At 60.1% G+C, this 19,854-nt stretch carries 20 protein-coding genes and 1 pseudogene; 2 read left to right on the top strand and 19 right to left on the bottom strand.

The window, feature by feature from the left end:
• Window positions 1-22: 22 nt before the first annotated feature.
• The 17 genes and pseudogenes from ACOYW1_RS02355 to ACOYW1_RS02275 form a co-directional block, all read right to left on the bottom strand.
• Entirely contained in the window at window positions 23-1,129 is a 1,107-nt protein-coding gene (locus ACOYW1_RS02355; protein ID WP_482421516.1) for a hypothetical protein, read from the bottom strand.
• A 6-nt stretch (window positions 1,130-1,135) separates the two neighbouring features.
• A complete protein-coding gene (locus tag ACOYW1_RS02350; RefSeq protein ID WP_246317682.1) occupies window positions 1,136-1,897 on the bottom strand; it encodes a FliA/WhiG family RNA polymerase sigma factor in 762 nt (253 codons plus the stop codon).
• A gap of 108 nt (window positions 1,898-2,005) precedes the next feature.
• The gene (locus ACOYW1_RS02345; protein WP_482415014.1) at window positions 2,006-2,893 is read right to left on the bottom strand and encodes a MinD/ParA family protein; all 888 of its coding nucleotides are present in this window, start codon (window positions 2,891-2,893) and stop codon (window positions 2,006-2,008) included.
• Window positions 2,894-2,900: 7 nt separating this feature from the next.
• Window positions 2,901-4,088: a flagellar biosynthesis GTPase FlhF gene (flhF, locus tag ACOYW1_RS02340; protein WP_482421515.1), complete on the bottom strand. Its 1,188-nt coding sequence runs from the start codon at window positions 4,086-4,088 to the stop codon at window positions 2,901-2,903.
• Window positions 4,078-6,098 (bottom strand): annotated as a pseudogene (gene flhA, locus ACOYW1_RS02335) (flagellar biosynthesis protein FlhA). Before flhA ends, flhF begins: the two are co-directional and overlap by 11 nt.
• A 271-nt stretch (window positions 6,099-6,369) precedes the next feature.
• Complete coding sequence (gene flhB / locus ACOYW1_RS02330) at window positions 6,370-7,431, bottom strand: flagellar biosynthesis protein FlhB (RefSeq protein WP_482415011.1); 1,062 nt, start codon at window positions 7,429-7,431, stop codon at window positions 6,370-6,372.
• A complete protein-coding gene (gene fliR, locus ACOYW1_RS02325; RefSeq protein ID WP_482421514.1) occupies window positions 7,424-8,215 on the bottom strand; it encodes a flagellar biosynthetic protein FliR in 792 nt (263 codons plus the stop codon). Before fliR ends, flhB begins: the two co-directional genes overlap by 8 nt.
• 4 nt (window positions 8,216-8,219) lie before the next feature.
• Window positions 8,220-8,489, bottom strand: a complete 270-nt coding sequence (gene fliQ / locus ACOYW1_RS02320) for a flagellar biosynthesis protein FliQ (RefSeq protein WP_180136866.1) — start codon at window positions 8,487-8,489, stop codon at window positions 8,220-8,222.
• Between the two features lie 13 nt (window positions 8,490-8,502).
• Entirely contained in the window at window positions 8,503-9,201 is a 699-nt protein-coding gene (gene fliP, locus ACOYW1_RS02315; protein ID WP_482421513.1) for a flagellar type III secretion system pore protein FliP, read from the bottom strand.
• A 64-nt stretch (window positions 9,202-9,265) separates the two neighbouring features.
• Window positions 9,266-9,667 carry a flagellar biosynthetic protein FliO gene (gene fliO / locus ACOYW1_RS02310; protein ID WP_482421512.1) on the bottom strand — a complete coding sequence of 134 codons (402 nt, stop codon included), beginning with the start codon at window positions 9,665-9,667 and terminating at the stop codon, window positions 9,266-9,268.
• A gap of 12 nt (window positions 9,668-9,679) precedes the next feature.
• Window positions 9,680-9,997, bottom strand: a complete 318-nt coding sequence (gene fliN / locus ACOYW1_RS02305) for a flagellar motor switch protein FliN (protein WP_180136868.1) — start codon at window positions 9,995-9,997, stop codon at window positions 9,680-9,682.
• A gap of 15 nt (window positions 9,998-10,012) precedes the next feature.
• Complete coding sequence (gene fliM, locus ACOYW1_RS02300; protein WP_482421511.1) at window positions 10,013-10,837, bottom strand: flagellar motor switch protein FliM; 825 nt, start codon at window positions 10,835-10,837, stop codon at window positions 10,013-10,015.
• A complete protein-coding gene (locus ACOYW1_RS02295; protein ID WP_482421510.1) occupies window positions 10,816-10,986 on the bottom strand; it encodes a hypothetical protein in 171 nt (56 codons plus the stop codon). The genes fliM and ACOYW1_RS02295 overlap by 22 nt, the downstream gene beginning before the upstream one ends.
• A 6-nt stretch (window positions 10,987-10,992) precedes the next feature.
• A complete protein-coding gene (locus ACOYW1_RS02290) occupies window positions 10,993-11,442 on the bottom strand; it encodes a flagellar basal body-associated FliL family protein (protein WP_482421509.1) in 450 nt (149 codons plus the stop codon).
• 386 nt (window positions 11,443-11,828) lie between these two features.
• Window positions 11,829-13,670, bottom strand: a complete 1,842-nt coding sequence (locus tag ACOYW1_RS02285) for a flagellar hook protein FlgE (RefSeq protein ID WP_482415005.1) — start codon at window positions 13,668-13,670, stop codon at window positions 11,829-11,831.
• 15 nt (window positions 13,671-13,685) lie between these two features.
• Entirely contained in the window at window positions 13,686-14,561 is an 876-nt protein-coding gene (locus ACOYW1_RS02280; protein ID WP_180136872.1) for a flagellar hook assembly protein FlgD, read from the bottom strand.
• Between the two features lie 64 nt (window positions 14,562-14,625).
• Window positions 14,626-16,065, bottom strand: a complete 1,440-nt coding sequence (locus tag ACOYW1_RS02275) for a flagellar hook-length control protein FliK (RefSeq protein ID WP_482421508.1) — start codon at window positions 16,063-16,065, stop codon at window positions 14,626-14,628.
• 590 nt (window positions 16,066-16,655) lie between these two features.
• On the opposite strand from ACOYW1_RS02275, the gene ACOYW1_RS02270 reads away from it, so the two are divergent.
• Both ACOYW1_RS02270 and ACOYW1_RS02265 read left to right on the top strand, forming a co-directional pair.
• On the top strand, window positions 16,656-17,108 hold the full coding sequence (locus tag ACOYW1_RS02270; RefSeq protein WP_482421507.1) for a 1-acyl-sn-glycerol-3-phosphate acyltransferase: 453 nt from the start codon (window positions 16,656-16,658) through the stop codon (window positions 17,106-17,108).
• Window positions 17,105-17,407, top strand: a complete 303-nt coding sequence (locus ACOYW1_RS02265) for a hypothetical protein (RefSeq protein WP_482421506.1) — start codon at window positions 17,105-17,107, stop codon at window positions 17,405-17,407. The genes ACOYW1_RS02270 and ACOYW1_RS02265 overlap by 4 nt, the downstream gene beginning before the upstream one ends.
• A gap of 68 nt (window positions 17,408-17,475) precedes the next feature.
• Here ACOYW1_RS02265 and ACOYW1_RS02260 read toward each other — a convergent pair whose 3' ends face one another.
• On the bottom strand, window positions 17,476-18,435 hold the full coding sequence (locus tag ACOYW1_RS02260; protein ID WP_482421505.1) for a Rossmann-fold NAD(P)-binding domain-containing protein: 960 nt from the start codon (window positions 18,433-18,435) through the stop codon (window positions 17,476-17,478).
• Window positions 18,374-19,840, bottom strand: a complete 1,467-nt coding sequence (locus ACOYW1_RS02255) for a Glu/Leu/Phe/Val dehydrogenase dimerization domain-containing protein (RefSeq protein ID WP_482421504.1) — start codon at window positions 19,838-19,840, stop codon at window positions 18,374-18,376. Before ACOYW1_RS02255 ends, ACOYW1_RS02260 begins: the two co-directional genes overlap by 62 nt.
• Window positions 19,841-19,854: the final 14 nt, after the last annotated feature.

Genomic DNA, 19,854 nt, shown 5'->3' with positions numbered 1-19,854 from the left:
GGCCCCTTGCCACCGCCCGGGCCTACATCAGGCGATACCCCTCCAGAACAACCCGGTCAATGACCCCTTCGGTAAGAAGGGCCCCGGCGGTCTTGCGGACCAACTCACGCAACTCCCGCTCCACGGGTTTTTCCCCGGACACCGAGGCGAGCCGTGCGGCAAGCTCATCGTAGATGCGCTTCCGGTAAAAGGTTTCATAGCCTGCCAGGGGATCTTTTTTTACCCCTCTTATGGTAAGCACCACGTGTGTGGCCACAAAGGCGTAGTCGTTTCCGTCGGCGGCAGGGATAAGAAAGTTCTCCAGACGGGAGATCACCTGGGGTTCGCCGGGCTCACCGGAGTCCAGCAAAGCCTCCGCCTCCTCGACCCCGGCGGTCTCGCCCACCTGGGCCACGGGAACGGCAGGGTCGTCCCCTTTGAGAAATATCCAGCCTGCCACCCCTCCCAGAATAAAAAACAGGCCGACACCGGCCGCCATGAGCACCCGCTTCTTCTTTCCGCCGGATGACTCCCGGGCGGGTTCCGGGTCCGCAGCCTCGACAGGCTCTCCAGAGGGAGGTGTTTCGATCTCGTCTGCGCGGGTCTGGGGCGGGTCTTCCAGGGTGTCGGTGAGGATGGTCTCGATCTCTTCATCGGAAATCTGGAACCCCTCATCCCCGGAGGGTGCAGGCTCTTCGGCATCCACACCGCTGTTTTTCAGCAGGCGATCGATGTCGTCCTGGCTGATGAGATCCTCATCGGTGCCCTCGGCCTCGCCGGTATCTGCCGGGGGGACATCATCCAGGGAGAGCTCATCTGGGGGCCCCTCGGGATCTGCCCCGGGCTCCGCCTCGGAGAGCACCCGCTGGATATCGTCCATGGAGATCATGGAAAGGTCTTCGTCGTCTGTGCCATCATCCTCAGGAAGCAGCTCGTCAGTCATCTCATCCTCCCTGCTGGATTCGGGGGTAGCCTCCGGGTCGTCGTCGCTCAGGAGGCGGTCTATTTCATCGGTATCGATAAAGTCCGAAATATCCCCAAGGGAATCGTCACCATCGGGAAACGCAAAGTCACCCTGTCCTTTGAGCAGGGTGTCGATCTGTTCCTGGGAAACGAAATTATCGGCATATGGGCTATTGGGGCGGGACATACGGCGCTACTTTTGATACCGGCGAATGCGTGATCGAAGTTTGATCAGCGACTGGGTGTGAATCTGACAGATACGGGACTCGGTGAGATCCATGATCTTGCCGATCTCTTTTAAGGTCATCTCTTCGTAGTAGTACAGGGAGATAACCGTCTGCTCCTTGTCCGTCAACCGTTGGATGGCTTCGATGAGAACCTGTTTCAGCTCCTTTTTCATCACCGAATCCGAAGGATCGTCTTCGCTTCGGATGCCTTCGGAAAAGGTACTGCCGCTGCCCTCGTCGCTGTCGTCGTTGCGGATGCACGCATCAAGGCTCAAAATGGCGGCGCTGTGAATGTCCGAAAGGGTCTTGTAGTACTTCTCAAGGGGCATGCCCAGCTCTTCAGCCACCTCCAGGTCGCTGGCGGGCCTCTCTTTGCGGGCCTCAATCTTCTGAACGGCAGCCTCTACGTCCTGGATCTTTTTCCGCATGGATCGGGAGTACCAGTCCATGCTTCGGAGTTCATCCAGAATGGCCCCTTTGATGCGATACTGGGCGTAGGTCTTGAGCCCCACATCCTTTTCAGGATCGAACTTGTCCACCGCATCGATAAGCCCCAGGGATCCGGCGCTCACCAGCTCGTCAAAGGCGACGTTGGCGGGAAGGCGAGACGCCACGCGTCCGGCGATGTACTTCACCAGATACGCGTACTTGCGGATCATCTCATCCCGTTCAAGCGGTGAGAAGTGGCATCGCCTCTTCTCCATTTTCTTTTCGTAGGCAGACGTCATGCAAACGATCCGATTATCCGACACGCCCGTCACCGGCGAAATATATCGCCTGCCAACGGTCGCAGATATGGACCTCTCCCCCCCTCGACTGTCTGACCGCTGAAGGCGCTAGGGGTTCTCCCCGGAAATCAGGCGGTTCATGAAAAACGATATGTTGCCGGTACCGGGTGTTCCGGACGGGGATTTGAGGATCTGTTCAGCTATTTTAGTAATACTTCTGCTTGATGCGGCTGCAGGGTATTGCTCAATTACGGGTTTTCTCCCGACGACAGCTTGTCTCAAATGATCATCAAAGGGAACGTACCCCACAAACTCAAGCACAACCCCTTTAAGGAACCTGTCCGCCGCCTGGCTCAAGGTGGCGTAGACCGCCTTGGCTTCCTGAAGGCCGCGGGCCATATTGACGAGCAACTTGAAATGCTTGGTGCCGTTCAGGAACATGACCTTGATCATGCCGTAGGCATCGGTTACCGACGTCGGCTCACCGGTAACGACCACTATACACTCTTCAGCAGCTGAATTAAAGTAAATTACATTTGAGGAAATCCCGGCCGCCGTGTCGATCAACATAATATCGTAAAGGTTATCCAGGCCCTCAAATTCAGCCAAAAGACTCAACTTCTGCCCCTCGGTAAGATCAGCAAAGGCCGTGTCCCCGGACGCAGCCGGGATCACCCCAACCCGACCGGAAGCCGGTGTGATCACCTCGGATAGCTCCTTCTCGCCTGTGATGACATGCCCCACATGGTACTTCGGGTGAATCCCGAAAATGATGTCCACGTTGGCCAGCCCCATGTCGGCGTCAAAGATCAACACCCGCTTTCCCATGTCGGCAAAAGCCACCGCGAGATTGGCCACCATATTGGTCTTGCCCACGCCTCCTTTGCCGCTGGTGATGGAAATCACGCGCGTGGAAGATGCCCGTAAGCCCCCCCTGCGAACGGAAGAGGCCCCTCTGCCCTTAACCATTTCCCTAAGACTGCTTGCCTGATCCACTGTTGTACTATTGCTCCATGTCGGTTTCTTGAGAGGGGTTTGAAAGGACCAGCCCCAGCACACTTTTTCTGTCTGCGACCACCAGGTCCTCCGGCACCCTCTGCCCATTGGTAATGAGCGATAAGGGAAGCCGGGCTTCTGCCATGGTGTCGAAAATCGATGCGGCGCGCCTTGTCTCGTCCACCTTGGTAAAGACAAGGGTCTCCGGCCTTAAGACCGAAAATCGCTGCACCACCTCCCGGGCATCCAGGCGCCCTGTGACGGCGCTCACCACCAGGTGCACCGACAGGGGCACGCCACTGCCCAGGATCGTCTTGAGTTCCTCCATGCGGGCGGTATCCAGATGGCTCTGGCCGGCCGTGTCCACGAGGATCACCTCGCAGCGCTCCAGCTTGGAGAGGGCCGACACCAGGTCCTCCCGGCTGAAGGCCGGAACAAAGGGAATGCCCATGATGGAGGCGTACGTCTTGAGTTGATCGATGGCGCCGATGCGGTAGCTGTCCACGGAGATGAGTCCCACCTTTCTCCCCTGCTTTAAAAACAGCTCCGCCGCCAGTTTGGCGATGGTCGTGGTCTTGCCCGATCCCGTGGGTCCTACAAATGTCGCCACCTGGCGTCCTTCCTGCGCCCGGCCGGAAAGGCCGAAGGGATCGGCCACCTTCACCTGTCCCACTAGCAGGGACAGCACTTCCCGCCCGATGCTGTCGGCGGGCAACTCGCCGTCGCCTGCCCGGCTCGCAAGCCTCTCCTCGGCCCGGGCCACCACTTCACGGGCCCGCGAATCCGAGACCCCGGCACGGAGCAGGGTCGTAAAAATGCTTTGGGTTTCCGGGTTCCGGAGGATCTGACGCTCCTCCTCGGCCTGCTGGGAGAGAAGCATCAGCTCCTTTAACGCTGCCAGCTCCGACTGAACGGCAGCCCATCCCTCGGGCGAAGGTTTCTCTTCGGTTATATCCCGCACCGAACGGGAGTCAACCCCGCCCTTGGTCACAGGGACCGCCTCGGGAAAAAGGGAGTCGGTATTCCCTGCCGGGGGCTTTTCCGCGTCCACCTCGAAGATATCACGTCCGTACGGGTTATTCACCCCCACAGGAATGCGCCGGGTCGATAAAATGATGGCGTCGTCCCCGATGCTCTCCTTCACCTTGGCCACGGCCGCCTGCATACTGCCTGCCGTAAAGGTCTTAACTGCCATGGGCCGACTCCATTCCGCCGGGCAGGGAGACCTTGCCCGTGGCCTTGATGTTCATGTTGCGGGTAATCTCGCCGTGGGACACCACCATCACCGATGGAATCCAGGGTTCGATAAGGGCCCGAACATGCCGTCTCAACACCGGCGAACAGAGAATCACCGGTTGAACATTCAATCCCATATTTCGGTCCACTTCCTTTTGAATTGCCATGATAACCTGTTCCGACACCATGGGGTCCAGGGCGAGCCAGGCGCCCCCTTCGGAGTTCTGCAAGGCTCCGCTGAGCTGGTCTTCCAGAGGCTGATCCAGAAGGATCACGGGCAACGAGCCGTCCCCTTGCTGGTACTGGGAGAGAAAGCCCCTTGCAAGGCGCTGGCGCACATACTCGGTCAACAGGTCCGTGTCCTTGCTCATGGGAGCGTAATCGGCCAGGGTCTCCACAATGGTGAGAAGGTCCCGGATGGAGACCCGCTCCCGCAACAGGTTCTGGAGCACCTTCTGCACCATGCCCAGGGTCATGAGGGAGGGCACCAGCTCCTCCACGGCCTTGGGGCTGGACTTGGCCAGGTTGTCCAGAAGCGCCTGCACCTCCTGGCGCCCCAGCAACTCGTAGGCGTTGTTTCGCACCACCTCGGTGATGTGGGTGGCGATGACCGTGGAGGTGTCCACCACCGTGTACCCGGCAAACTTGGCGTCCTCCTCCCGTTCCATGGGAATCCAGATGGCCGGCAGGTTAAAGGCCGGCTCCCGGGTGGGAATGCCGTCGATGGTCTGGTTCACGTCTCCGGGGTCCATGGCCAGAAGGTGGTTGACCATCATCTCTCCTGCGGCCATCTCCACCCCGCGAATCAACATGCGATACCCGGAAGGCTTCAGTTTCAGGTTGTCGCGGATGTGGATGGGGGGCACCACAATGCCCATCTCCGTTGCAAACTGGCGCCTGATGGCCTTGATGCGGCCCAGGAGGCTGCCGTCCTGGTTCCGGTCCACCAGGGAGATGAGCCGTAGCCCACCTCAAGCTCCATGCTGTCCATGGCCAGAAGGCTCTCCACGTCATCAGGACCGGAGTCGGCCGGGGCCTCCTCCATCTCGTCGGGGGGCATCTCATCCACGGATTCGCCTTCCCGGGGACCGAAGGCATAGGTCGCTCCGGCCAGGCCCAGCCCCAGAATCATAAAGGGAAACCCGGGCAGCCCGGGAACCAGCCCCAACAGAAACACGATAACCGAGCCGACGTAAATAGGAAAGGCACTGGAGAAAATATGCTTGGCAAACTCCTCGCCCATTCGCCCTTCGGAGCCGGAGCGGGAGACGAGGATACCGGCGGATGTGGAGATAACAAGGGAAGGGATCTGGCTCACCAGCCCGTCCCCCACGGTGAGCAGGGTGTAGTTCCCCGCAGCCGTGGCCACGTCCATGTCCAGCTGCATCACCCCGATGACGATGCCGCCCAAAATGTTGATGCCCGTAATGATGATGCCTGCCACGGCATCGCCTTTGACAAATTTGCTGGCACCGTCCATGGCACCGTGGAACTCTGCTTCACGGGCGATGAGCTCTCGGCGCTTCCGGGCCTCTTCCTCATCAATGTTGCCTGCGTTCAAATCGGCGTCGATGGCCATCTGCTTGCCGGGCATGGCGTCCAGGGTAAATCGTGCCGCCACCTCGGCGATACGGCCGGAACCGGCGGTGATGACCTTGAAGTTCACGATGACCAGGATGACAAAGATCACCATGCCCACCACGTAGTTGCCCCCCACCACAAAATTGCCGAAGGCCTGAATCACGGAGCCCGCGGCCGAGGCGCCCTCGTTGCCGTGGAGAAGGATGAGGCGGGTGGAGGCCACGTTCAGGGCCAGTCGAAACAGGGTCAGCACCAGGAGCAACGGTGGAAACACGGCAAAATCCGTGGGTTTCACCGTATAAATGGTGGTGATCAAAACGATGATCCCCAGGGTGATGTTCAGGGCCAGGAGCAGGTCCAGAATCACGGCGGGCAGGGGAAGAATCATGGCGGTGAGGATCCCCATGACGCCTGCCACCACGGCGATCTCCGCCGACTCCTTTTTCAATGCCCCCAAAAGAGGGGGCGCGTTGCCTGTGCTGCTTGCCATCTCGTGTCTGTCCTGCTCTGATCCGAAGTGTTGTCCGGCTGCGTCCGATATCCGTCGGCGGGCGTCATGATTTTGTCACCCCGCCTCCCTGCCGCCCCTTTGTCGCCCCCTGGTGCCGGGCCTTGCGGGCAGCGTCCCGACACGTCTTTTGCATCAAAAAGCGATTACATTACCGCCCTTTGAGTCGGAATACGTAGGCGAGAAGTTCTGCCACCGCCTGAAAGAGGTCGTCGGGGATCTCCCTGCCCACCTCCACTACTTTATACAAATTCCGGGCCAACGGGCGATTTTCCACCAGGGGAACCCCGTTTTCCCGGGCAATTTCCCGGATCCGCTGGGCAATTTTTCCCGCGCCCTTGGCCACCACCTTGGGGGCGGCCATCTGCCCCGGCTTGTAAGAGATGGCCACGGCCAGGCGCACGGGGTTGACCACCACCACGTCGGCGTCGGGCACCTCGTGCATCATCCGCTTTCTGGAGGCCTCGATCTGGAGGTTTCGAATTCGGGACTTCACCAGGGGGTCCCCTTCCATCTCCTTGTGCTCTTCCTTGACCTCCTGGCGGGTCATCTTGAGCTTCTCCTCAAAGCGCCAGCGCTGAAAAACGTAATCAGCCACGGCCACCGCCACCATGGGCAGGGTCACGGCCAGAAAGATCTTAAAGGCCACCCGCCCCATGTAGAGAAAAATCCGCAGGGCCGACTCATCGTAGAGAAGGGGAATGCGGGAGAGCTCCCCTTTGATCACCAGCCACGCCACATAGATGATGATGGTGAGCTTGGCCAGGCTCTTGACCAGCTCTCCCACGGCGTGGAGGGAAAACTTGTTCTGGAACCCCTTGATGGGATCGATGCGCTCGATCTTGGGCATCACCGCCTTGGGTGAAATGACAAACCCCACCATGATCACGTTGGAAAAAAGCCCCAGCACAAACACCGCCAGAAGCACCGGTGCCATGATGAGGAGAAAGAGACCCCCCATATGGAAACACAGATCCACCACGGCCTTGAGGGTCAGCGCCTCCACCGATTCAAAGGCAAAGGCGTCCCGGAAGAGATCCTCAAAATGCCCGGAGATAAAGCTGGAGGTCAACAAAAGAATGAAAATGGCCCCCAAAAGCACAAAAACCGACGGCAGCTCGGCGCTTCGGGCCACGTCCCCTTCTTCCCGGGCCTTCTCCCGTTTTTTCGGGGTGGCCGGTTCGGTTTTCTCCTGCATGGAGTCTTCAGCCACGGGTGCCTCCCATCATCTCCAGCATGTGGGTGAGAAGGGTGGCGTAGTCCCCCACAAAGCGCCCCACCATGATGTGAATCACCTGAAGGGTCAGGCCAAAGAGAAAAAGCCCCACGGCGATCTTCACCGGGAAAGCAAGCACCAGAACGTTCATCTGGGGCACAAAACGGGCGCACATGCCAAAGGCACAGCTCGTAAAGAAAAGGGCCACCATGGTGGGGGCCGCCACGCGGATGCCCACGGTGAACATGGCAGAGACCAGGGTCTCCAGGGTGTTCCAGAGACTCTGGGTGAGCAGCAGCCCCCCGGGCTTCACCAGATAAAAACTGTCGGCCAACGCGGTGATCACCACATGGTGCCCCCCAAAGGCCAGAAAAAGGAGCGTGGCCACGAGATACCCCACCTGACTCATGATGGCCATGGGCGACCCGGACTGGGGATCGATGGTGTTGATCATGGAAAAGCCCATCTGAAAACTGATGATGCCCCCTGCCAGCTGTATCGCGGCAAAAAAGAGCCGGGCGGAAAGGGCCAGGCACATCCCGAGGATCAACTCCGCCCCCATGGTGATCACCATGGGCACTGTCCCGTTCGGAAACACCGGGGCGGTTTTGGCCGCCACGGGCCAGAGGGTAAAGGCCAGCACCAGGGAGAGGGCGGTTTTCACCCGCACCGGGATCACCGGGCTGCCGAAAAAGGGAAAGAGAAAGAGAAGGGTGCTCACCCGTAAGAGCACCAGCAGGAAGATGCGGAACTCCGCGGTGGGAAAGTTGAGGATCTCCATGGGCCTACCGGATGTACATGGGGATGTTTTCGATCACCCGAATGGTAAAGGTGGTGATCTTCTCCAGCATCCAGGGCAAAAAGAAGAGAAACCCCAAAAGCACGGCCACGATCTTGGGCACAAAGCTCAAGGTCATCTCCTGAATGGAGGTGACCGCCTGAAAAATGGAAATCAACAGCCCCACCAGAAGACCCAGAAGCAGCATGGGAGCAGAGAGCAGCAACGTCAAGATGATGCTCTCCTTGGCAAAGGTCACCACAAATTCAGGGGTCATATCAGTAGTCTCCTTATACCCCGAAGCTTTTCACAAGGGACCCCACGATGAGATTCCAGCCGTCCACCAGCACAAACAGCATGAGCTTGAAGGGAAGGGAGATCATCACAGGGGGCAGCATCATCATGCCCATGGAGAGAAGCACGCTGGCCACCACCATGTCCAGAATGATGAAGGGCACATAAATGAGAAAGCCGATGATAAAGGCCGTCTGCAGCTCGCTGATGACAAAGGCGGGCACCAGGGTGGTGAGGGGCAAATCGTCGTGGGTCTCCGGCCGCTTGTCCCGGGCGACCTTGACAAACAGGGCGATGTCCTTTTCCCGGGTGTTGGCCAGCATGAACTTTTTCACCGGCTTTTCCACCTCGCGAACCATCTCGGTAAAGGGGATCTTCTCCTCCAGGTACGGGTTGAGTCCCTTGTCGTAGGCCTCCTGCCACACCGGCTTCATGACAAAAAAGGTAATGAACAGGGCCAGCCCCACCAGCACCTGGTTGGGGGGCGCCGACTGGGTGGCCAGGGCCTGGCGGAGAAAATGGAACACCACCACCACCCGGGTAAAGGAGGTCATGAGAATAAGAATGGTGGGGGCCAGGGCCAACACCGTGAGAAGGGCCAGCACCTCCAGGGCGACGCCCACCTCCGAAGGAGTGGTGGCCTGCCCCACCCCGATCTGAAGGGAGGGGATGGGAAACTCAGCCCAGGCACTCATGGGCAAAAGGAACAACACCCCGATGAAAGCAGCCGGGCAAAAATGCCTTATCAGCCCATTGCGATCACGTCTCATCCGGGGCCTCCCCTTGCTTTGCTTCGCCCCTGGCCATGCGGCGCCTGAGCAGGGTCTCGAAAAAGGACGGAGAGGCCTCGTCCGCATCGGCTATGGCCTCAACCTCACCAAAGGTATGCAGGGTACTGATCCCGGCCGGGGTCACCCCCAGAAGCAGGCGCACGCCCTCCACATCCACGAGCATGAGGCGCTCCTTGGGGCCCAAATGGTAGGTCCCTCGTACCGCCACGGCTCCCTGACCCGCAAGCTGCCGCATGCCGCCGATGCGCTTCAAAAGAAACACAACGCCCATGAGCACGGCCAGCACAACAAGCAGCATGCCCCCGGTTTTAAGCACCAGCGCCCCCATGTCGGGGATCGCTGAAATATCCTGAACCGCTCCCGCCTCCACGGCCTTCCCCCTTTACGACCTCAAGCTTCGCACCCGTTCCATGGGGGTGATGATGTCGGTTAAACGTACGCCGAACTTCTCGTTGACCACCACCACCTCGCCCCGGGCCACCAGCTTCCTGTTGATGTAGATCTCCAGGGGCTCGCCGGCGAGCTTGTCCAGCTCCACGATGGAGCCCTGGCCAAGCTGGAGCAGGTCGTTGACCAGCATCTTTCGACGGCCTAGCTCCACGGAGAGTTCCAGGGGGATATCCAGGATAAAATCGATGTCCTGGGTTTCGGCTCCGAAATCGTCCATTTCGTCAGTTTTGTTGCCGTTGTTATCTTCCATAGGTCTGTCCCTTTGCTATCGGGTGTAGAGTTTTTCTTCAATGCTGAAGGCCTGGAACCCACGCTGGGTCCCGGCAAAGCCCTTGAGCTTCTTCACGCCGCCCACCATGGCCAGAAGGGTGTCTGAGGCATCCTGGGTCAACTCGATAACATCCCCCTCCTTCAGGCCGATGAGGCGTCTACCGGGAATGAGCTGTAACCCGAGCCACTGCATCTCCACCTCGGAGTCAAAGATGATCTCCTTGAGGCGTTTCTGCCAGGTGTAGTCCACGTCCTCGGTTTCCGCCTGGAACCCGGCGGAGAGCTTTCCGCGGATGGGCTCGATCATGGCATAGGGGATGCACACGATGAGGGTACCCGCCGACTGCTCCAGCTCCACCTCAAAGCGGGAGACGATGACCAGGTCCGTGGGCATGACAATGGCGGCAAACTGGGGGTTCACCTCGGACCGGACCATGGCGGGATGCACCTGCTCCACCGGCATCCAGGCCGTCTCGAAATCCTTGAGGCAGGCCTTCACCACCTTGAGGATCATGGCCTGCTCGATGCTGGTAAACTCCCGGCCGTCCACCCGGGCCGTGGAGTTGCCCTTGCCTCCGAAAAACTGGTCGATAAGGTTGAAGACCAGGCGGCTCTCCATGACAAACAGGGCGTGGCCCCTCAAGGGCTCCAACCGGAACACATGGAGGCTCGTGGGCACGGGCAGGCTGCGGCCGAATTCGGCAAACTTCAGGATATCGTGGGACTCTGCCGCAATGTCCACGTTGGTATGCAGAAGGGCCGACAGGCTCGTGCGGATCTCCCGGGCAAACCGGTCGTTCAGGACCTCAAAGGTGGGCATACGCCCACGCACCACCTGGTCCTGGCTGGTAAAGTCGTAGGCACCCCGTCGGGGTCGGGCTGGCCCGATTCGGTTTCCGTTTCAATGTCTCCGGTGCTCAGGCCGGACAGGAGGCTGTCCACCTCCTCCTGTGACAGAATATCGCTCATGGCCACCTACAGGATAAAAAATTCAGTGATATAAACACCTTTGACGCGCCCACTCTCCAGAAGACCGTTGACCAGGCGCAGGGTCTCGTATTTAAGGCGTACCCTGCTTCCGCTGCGCTCCATCTCCTCCACGGACCGCCCGGCAAGGGCAAGGCCCAGGGCCTCGACGATCTCCTCCTTGCGAAGGGTCATCTCCTCGGCCAGCCCCTCGGAGTTGAGGTCAAAACTGAACCCGAGGGTCAGGGTCCGGTCCCCCATGCGCCCGGAAAGGGGCACCTGAATGTCCGTCAGGGGCCACAGGGCCTGGAAGGGCTCCTTGTGACGCGGCGGCAGGGGCTCGGTCTCCGCGGCGACCTCCTCGTCGGGTTGCCCGAGAAGAAACCACGCCGCACCGGCACAAGCTACAGCCAGAAGAAGGCATCCCGCAAGGATGATCACCATTTTTTTATTTTTCAAGAAACCCGGCATGACTCGCCTTTCGCCTTCGTTGTGTCTCCAAACCCCAAGGGGATCAGCCGGATATGCCCGACAGGGACTTGAGACGCCCACTGGAAATGCCACGGGCCCCGGATACAGCCCCAAGCGCGCCACCCGAAGGTAGAGCAACCACCGTGCCAACGCCCCTTGGATTCCCCTTTTCTCGGCAAGGGCTCAAAAAAGTTCGATGTATTTCGAGGTATTGCAACACAGGCGGCCCATAACAAGCGTCCCTGCGACGCACCCCCTCTTTTTCAGGTATCGGCAGAATCGTCAAAAACATGACACCCGAACAAAAAAAACGCGGCCCCGGGCAATGCTCCCCGGTTCGGCCGCGTTTTATAAAAAAGCCATAGATACCCTGGCTATCGCTTCATGGAGATGGTGTCCCCAAGCATGGTGTCCACGGTGGTGACGATCTTGGAGTTGGCCTGGTAGGCCCTCTGGTTGGTGATCATTTTCACGAACTCAGAGGCCATGTCCACGTTGGACTGCTCCAGGGAGTTGGGGGCCAGGCTGCCCAGACCGTTGGTGCCCGGACGGTTGGTGATCACTGAGCCCGAGAGACGGGTCTCGCTGAAGAGGTTGCCCCCTTCCTTGAAGAGCCCCTGAACGTTCTGGAACTTGCCCAGGGCCACACGGAAGAGCGGGGTCACCTGGCCGTTGGAGTACTGGCCGGTGATGACGCCGTCCACGTCCACGCTGATGTTCTGGAGGCTGCCCGCCCCGTAGCCGCTGGCAGACTGGAACACCGTTGTGGAGGCTGAAGCGAACTGTGTGGAGGAGAGCCCTGCAGGGGCCCAGTTGGTGCCGTCAAAGGCGATGCCCATGTCCAGCTCGATGCCCATCTCCGTGGTGCGGTTGTTGCCCCCTAAAAAGTCGGCGGCCACAGTGAAATGCTGATTCTGGAAATCACCGCTCATGTCGGACCAACCGTCGGCGTTGTCCAGAGCATCGGGGTCCCCTGCGGAGATCACCACATCAAAGGTGCTGCCCACGGCCACGCTGGTGTCCTCTTCCAGGCGCAGAACGATGCCGTCCGGGCCTTCCACGGAATTCCCGTTCTTGAAGTCCGCAGGTACGGTGATGGTGCCGGTCTTGCCGCTGCCTGCCGCCGTCCAGTTCAGGACAATGGGGTTGGTGCCAACGATTCCGCCGCCTGCAGCCGGGTCTGCCGCGGGATCTGCCGCTGTGGCGGAAGGGGCCACGGTAAAGCTGTAGGTTTCCGTGGCGGGGGGGCCGCCGGCCAGGACCGCGGGGTCACCGCTCCAGTCGCCGCTGACCTTGGGGGTGCCGCTGGTCCAGGTGGAGTTGGCCACGGTGAGGTTGCCACCGGAATTGCCCACAAACCGTTCAAAGGTCTGGCTTGCCAGCAGGCCGTCGGTGGTGAAGTTCAGCGTACCACGTCCCAGAAGGCCCCGTCCCCTGTCCTCATCGGAGTTAAAAATGTCCCTCATGTCCTCTTCCGGGTTGCAGGTGACGATGTACTCGTAGCTGCCGTCCCCTGCGCCCTTGTCAAAGTAGAGGGTGAGGTCGTGGGTACTGCCCAGGGCATCAAAGGCTTTGACCGTGGTCTGATACTCAAAGGCAAGATCGCTGATGTTGATCCCCGCGCCGGGGCGTCCGTCCCAGGCTGTGGACAAAGGCACTCCGGGACCCACGGTGTTGTCCTTGCCCCTGGCGTCCAGGTTGGTGATGACCGAGATCTTGTTGGTCTTTTCCGGGGGCGAAGTAAAAGACTCCAGCTGGATATCCTGGATGGAGCCCACATCCTCCACGTCACCCGTGGCCTCGTTTCGACGAACAGCCCACCCCTGGGTGATGTAGCCGGAGGGGGTGGTGAAGTTGCCGTCCTTGTCGAACCGGAACTCACCGGCCCGGGTGAAGTACTGCTCGGCTTCGTTTTTGGGATGGCGGACGATAAAGAAGCCCTCACCGCCGATGGCAAGGTCCGTGGGGGACTCCGTGGATTCAAAGGACCCCTGGGCAAACTGTCCGGCGATCTCGCCCACGGAGGTGCCGCGCCCCACCTGGGCGCTTCCGGAGTTGGTGGCCACGGTCTGGCTCAGGACATCCTGGAAGGTGACCCGGCTGGATTTGAAACCGATGGTGTTGACGTTGGCGATGTTGTCGCCGATGACGGTCATGGCATTGCCCATGGCCGAGAGGCCGCTGACGCCTGAAAAGAGTGAACTGGTAAGTGACATGCGTTGATTTCTCCTCTATCGGTTTCCGCCATCGGCAGACGGAGCTGCCTGGGGCTGCGGTGCGGCAGCCATGGCTGCCCGGGGCTGAGCCCCTTGGGTTCCGAACAATTGAGCGGCGATCTCCGGGGGAAGCCCCCCGGGCACGGCACCGCCCGGCAGTGAAGGCCCGGCTGCCACCGGGGGTTTTTCAGGGGCCACCACCGTGGCCACGCTCCCGGGCGCCACCTTGCGGCCGTCCACCACCAGAAAGCTACGCCCACCCTCCCGGGTTACCCCCTCCACCATCCCGCGATCGGTGGTGGAGACGGAGGCGTAGTCGCCCTTGGCATTACGGGCGATGATCTTGTAAACATACTTGCCGTCGGAAAGACGGTTGCCGTCTTCATCGGTGCCGTCCCAGGCGATCTGCTGGCGGCCCTGGGAGATGAAGTCGGTGCCGGAGCTGATCTCTTTGACCAGGACCCCGTCGGGGTTGTAGACCATCACGCTGACCCTGGCCGGCTCCTTCAGAGTGTAGTGCCCGCCGGAGGTTACACTACCGGCACTGAGGGAGACGGGGTTGCCGTTTGAGACCACCTCCTTGCCGATGTAGTCAAAGATATTGTTCTCCTCCTTGCTGGCCTGGTTCACGGCCAGCAGGGATTTTAAGTTGTCGTTCATGTTCACCTGCTGTTCCAGCCCGGAGAACTGGGCCAGCTGCGCGGTAAAATCGGTTCCATCCAGAGGGTTCAGGGGATCCTGGTTTTTCATCTGTGCCACCATCATGGTGAGAAAGGCGTTTTTTCCCAGGGCCTCGTCCTCATCCTTTGTGCGGCCGGTCTTGTTATGGGACTGGCCGTCGAGGAAAATGGATCGGTTGTTGTATGTGCTCTCAACTCCCGGCGTTGTCATGCGCTCTCCTTACTGATTATCACCGATGATTCCCTGTTTGGGCGCCATCGCATCCGCCCCTTGCTCATGCCACCACGCTGATGGCGCCCTCGTGTTCTCGCTTGGTCGGGCCCGAGGCCTCGCCTTCGGGCTCTCCCGTTCCGCCCTGGCCGCCCTGCCGAGGGCTGGAACGCCCCCTTCCGCTTCGACCCTCCATACCCCCGCCGTTTTGGGCCATGAAGTCCATGGTCGCCCCGGTGGCAACCTCAATGCGATCCAGGCGAATCCCGTGGTCGGCCATGAGGGCCCGGAGATCATGCTTGCCTGCAGCAAGGATCTCTCCTGCCTTCTCTTTTTCGGAGACGATGCGTACCGAAACACCTTCGCCCTCTTTTTCGATGCGTATCTGAATCCGCCCCAGGGAGGGGGGACGCACCTGAAACGTCACTTCGCGATCGTTCTTTTTCAAGGAGGTGGCGATCTGCCGCCCCACCTGAAGGGCCAGCTGACGGGTCAGCCCGCTTTTGGGCGTATCCACCGAAGAGGAAGGCTCCAGCTCGCTTGCGGCGGCTGCCACCACGTCCGAGGGGGTGGGCACCACCGGGGCGCCTGCACGGTCGGACCCAACGGACTTTACGGATTGAAGGGGAGCAGCCGCAGGCTCGTCCACCGGAGCCGTTCTGGGTCGGGCTCCGGGGCCGGGAGCCATGGCCGGATGATCTTTCTTGGCCAGCCGGGCTGCCCCGGTGCCATCAAGAGCGACCTCTGCAGGGGACGCTGCTTTTGCCCCGCGCATTGTGGCCCGGTTCCCGGAACGTGCCAGGGTGTTGCCAAGTCCTCCTGCAATGCCTGCGGCTGCAGCCGGGACTTTAGCGTCCGCGGAGGCAGGGGATGTGCCAGGCGCAGACAACGGAGGAGCCTCCTGCCGCGTGGCTTTCTTCCCCTCAGCGGCACCGCGAACCATCTCGGCGAAGCGGTCTACCCCCACCTCTCCAGCGGGTTGAGGAACCTTGCCGGCTGCGGCTGCGCCCCCCCCTTGAGCGGGGCCGGGCGCCATGCCGCCCTTGGTAAAGGGCATCTTTGCCCCGGGCTTTCCGGGTACCCCGGCATTTTTTTCCGATCCGTGTTCCAGCGGGCCCTCTGCCAACGCGGGGCCGCCTGATTTCACAGCCGGAACCAGCGGGGAGACCGCCAACCCGGCAAGAAGCTCGGCCACCGCCTCATCGCCATTGCCCTTGGTGTCCTCTGCCTCGGCGGACGCGCCTTTTTTAACCGGCCCTTTTCCTTCCATCATGGAAAGGGCGGCCTTTTTACCCGACGGGGCCTTTCCCTTTAATAATGTCTTGGCTTCGGCACCCTCTCCCTTGGTTTCAGGGGCCATGCCCTTGGCCGCGTTGCCTTTTCCGAAGAAAGCCGTCAGGAGAGCGGCAAAGCCGCCGGGCTGCTTTCCCTTTGCCCCGCGTTGCCTGCCCGCGGCCTGAAGGCCCGAGGTTGCTTCCGATGTGGTTTGAACTGCTGTCTGCATGAACCTCTTCACTTTCCCGGTTGGGTTGCCTGGGGCTACCGTAATTCCCCCACCCTGTGTCATCAGGTGCGTTCGGCTTGCGGGCCCCACCGGTGGGACACCGCATGCCCTCAGACAAAAAGCAAAGCCCATGCCAACCTTCCAATATCAATTCAAATTGCAATATTTTCAGGATATTAAGCCAAACCAATCACACAGCCCCCACCCCAGCACAATTTTCCCTTTTGACGCCTGAAGGGAAATATCTGCCCCGCCCGCGGCATGTTCATTCTCCGTACATAAACAGATCACCAATTGTACATTCACCCCACCAGCCACGATCCACACGCCGAGCCACCAGAAATTTTACCATACCATTCAAATATGTTATCTTTTTCCACCCATTCGGGTATATATTTTGCTATGTTACCCATGGCACCATCGGTCGACCCGAGGCTTCCGAAAGGTGATGACAATGTAAAAAAACGAAACGACGCTGTAACCGCTCACCACTGCAAGGGTTTTTCCCTCCACAACGTCTCGCCATTTTTTTCCAGGCATCATTTATGACGGTCTGCCATTTTCCTGACACCTGTGACCCAAGAGGCACCATGAGAACCACTGTTTTTGATACCCCCATCCTGCGCACCATCATGCGCTGGGCAGCCATCATGACCCTGAAAGCCGGGGGCTGGAAAGCCGTCGGCACCCTGCCCACCGTGGACAAATACGTCGGTATTGCCGCCCCCCACACCTCCAACTGGGACTTTATCTGGACCATCTGCATCGCCCTGAAGCTTCGCGTCAAGGTCTTCTGGATGGGCAAGCACACCCTCTTCAAAGGCCCGGCCGGCCCCATCATGCGCTGGCTCGGCGGCATCGCCATCGACCGGACCAAGGCCGGAAACACCGTGGAGCAATCCATTGCAGCCTTCAATGAAAACGAAAAGCTTGTCCTCATCATTCCGCCTGAGGGTACCCGGTCCAAGGCCCGGTACTGGAAGACGGGTTTTTACCATATCGCCAACGGAGCAGGATTCCGTTTCCAGTGGCTCAATCTATGATTACCCTGAAAATGGGAGGCTTCGGCCCGGCCTTGATCCCCACCGGGGACATTGAGGCAGACATGGATCTCATCAAGGGGTTCTACAGCAACGTCACCGGCAAATACCCGGACCAGTACGGCGAAGCCGAGGTGTTCTCCGGCAACGACGCCATCGACGCCGACACCCGGGCTTACGTGGACAGCTCCAGCGTCTTCTTCTCTCCCACCGGAGACATGGAGAACGACCTGCGCTTCCTTGCTGCCTACTACCGGGATATCACCGGCCCCGACGGCCCCCGCCCCAGCCTCAACGCATAAAAAAAACGTGCGGCCCTTCTCGGGCCGCACGTTCAAAAACATCCGCCTTACACCACCACCCCGTCCCCTTACCGCGCCACCACCGGCCTCACCTTTTGCGGTCCACCCTGCGTGGGCGAGGCAAAATGGCGCCTCAGGTGATCCACGCGGTCGCTGAAGCTGTCGTCCAGGCGCCCCTCTCGGGCCGCGGCCCCAATGCCTTCAGCCATCCAGGCCGTACGCAGAGAGATGCGCCGCTCTGAAGCCAGCTTAGCACTCCCCATGGCCGTGCCCCGCATGATAAACCGGAACGCCCGGCTGTAAATCAGCTCGTCCACGGCGTAGAGTTCGTCTTCTGCGCCATCGCCGTAATGTCGGGACACCAGCCCCTGCACCACGGGGTGCACCAATCCGTGTTTGCGGACCTTTCCGTACCCGAACATCTTGATCAGCCCGTCCACCCATTCGAGATATGATCCCAGAACCCCGCCTGCGTTGGCCAGGATATCGGGGATGGAAATGCGCCCCCGGTCCTCCAGGTAGGTCTCGGCCTCGGGGGTCAGGGGGCCGTTGGCCCCTTGCAGGATGTAATCCGCATCCACCCGGGAGGCATGGACAGCACCGGTCCGCATCTCCGCGTCCAGGGTCACCACCTCCTCCAGGGCTGCGGGCACCACCACATCCACCGTGGCGGTAAGGGGCCGGGTGGTGTCCCCTTCCACAAATCGACCCATGGTGTCATCCGCCATCTCGGACAGCAGCTTGCCGGAAGCAGCCCCTCGAGCCAGCTCGTCCACCTGGGGTATACCCCGCAGATTCACCAGGGTACCCCCGGCATCGGAGATCATGTGAATGGACGCGCCTTTGCCGTGAACGATGGCGGCAAAGGCACCGCCTACCTTACCAAACCCCTGAACGGCAAAGGAGAGCATGCGAATGTTGGCGTCTGCAGCGTGATAGAACTGGGGTTCCGTGTCCAGGGCTTCATCAATGCGCGCAGGGTTCAGCCAGAGGTCGGCATCGTTGTACCGATGAAACCCTTTGAGCACCGCCAGCACCTCGTAAAGCCCCCGGGCCGTGGCACCGGTCCGCAGGGCCAGGCCGCGGCCCCCGGGCTTTCCGGTGATGGCCGAGGAGGTATACCCCTTGACCTCCTCCCGATCTGCCGCAAGGGTTGTCACAAGAGCCTTGTTCCCCACATCGATACCGAAATGGCGCCTCAGGCGCTCTGCCTTCTCGGAGGCAAGCTCCAGGCTCCCTTCGGCGATCACCGGCGCGGGACACCTCGTCGGTGATCACCTCAAAGAGCGTTCCGATCTCCTGTGGGCCGACCCCCACGTCCCCTGCCGGCACATCGGAAAAGGGCCCGATTCCCGCCTTTTTAAACAAAAATCGGCCGTAGGCGGCAAGGACCCGCTCGCGCACCTCTCCCGTCCCAAGGCTACCCAGAATCCCCCCCTTGCCCGTGGCATAATAGGGAATTCCGAGCCCGAGGCTCTTGAACAGCATGTTGGTGGACAGGGCCCCCTCCCCGGAAAAGGAGACATGGGTTTTGTGACAGCGGATTCCCCCTTTGCCGATTCCCTCCCCGTTCATGCGGATAAAAAGGCAGCTCTTGCCGGAGTGATCATCAAAATAGTTTTCGTAATGAATCCCTCGAAACCGGACCAGCCGGGAGATCTCATCGCCGAAAAGGGCCCTTTTTCCGGCCCCGGGGATCTCCACGGGAACGGTGGCCGCAGCAAAAATATGGTAGAGGGTGGCCCAATAGTAGTCGCTCTTCATCTCCCCGTCCGGTGCCATGAGGTAGTTCCTGATGGTGTCAAAGGCCACCTTCCTTACCCTTTGGCTCTCATCGGAGAGAAGATACACCAGCGGAATGAGATACTCTTTGTGGCGGTGGGCCTGCATCCGGCCCAGATAGGCAAGCTTTCCCCTGTAATCGGCCAGCGCAAGGTTACCCAGAAAATCACCTATCTGCCCCGTGGGAATGGGGTCGCTCTTCATCAGCATGGAGCGGGTGGCAAGCTCGTTGCGCAGAAACCCGTCGAGTTCCGGGGTGATGAGGGCATCGGCGATATAGGTGGAAAAGGCCACCATGCGCCGGTTGGCCATGACAAAGGTTTCAAAATACTGCCGGGTAAAGGGGATGCCCTTTTTGTCGAAAATGCCTTCGATGGTCGTGAGGTTGTTCCGAAAATTCTCGTAAGGGAGCCAGAGCTGGAGCCTTCGTTCCGGGACCGGCTCGTCGGCGATGATGTTCTGGTCGATGCAGATGTGAACCGTCGTCCCCTTTTTCAAGCGACGCACCACCCGGTTCCAGGCCGTAAAATAGTTCTCAAGGGTACGGATCCGCTGATTGTGGAGAAGGGCATGGACAAACCGCTCGGTGGCGGTCCCCAAAAAATCCATCACCTCCTTTTTACCGGCCACCTTCCCCAGCTTCTCCTCCATATATTGGGCCGCAT

Source organism: Desulfoluna sp. CYM3A (assembly GCF_056829965.1).
The sequence above is the reverse complement of the archived record's forward strand: the minus strand, read 5'-3'. Positions and strand labels throughout refer to the sequence as shown.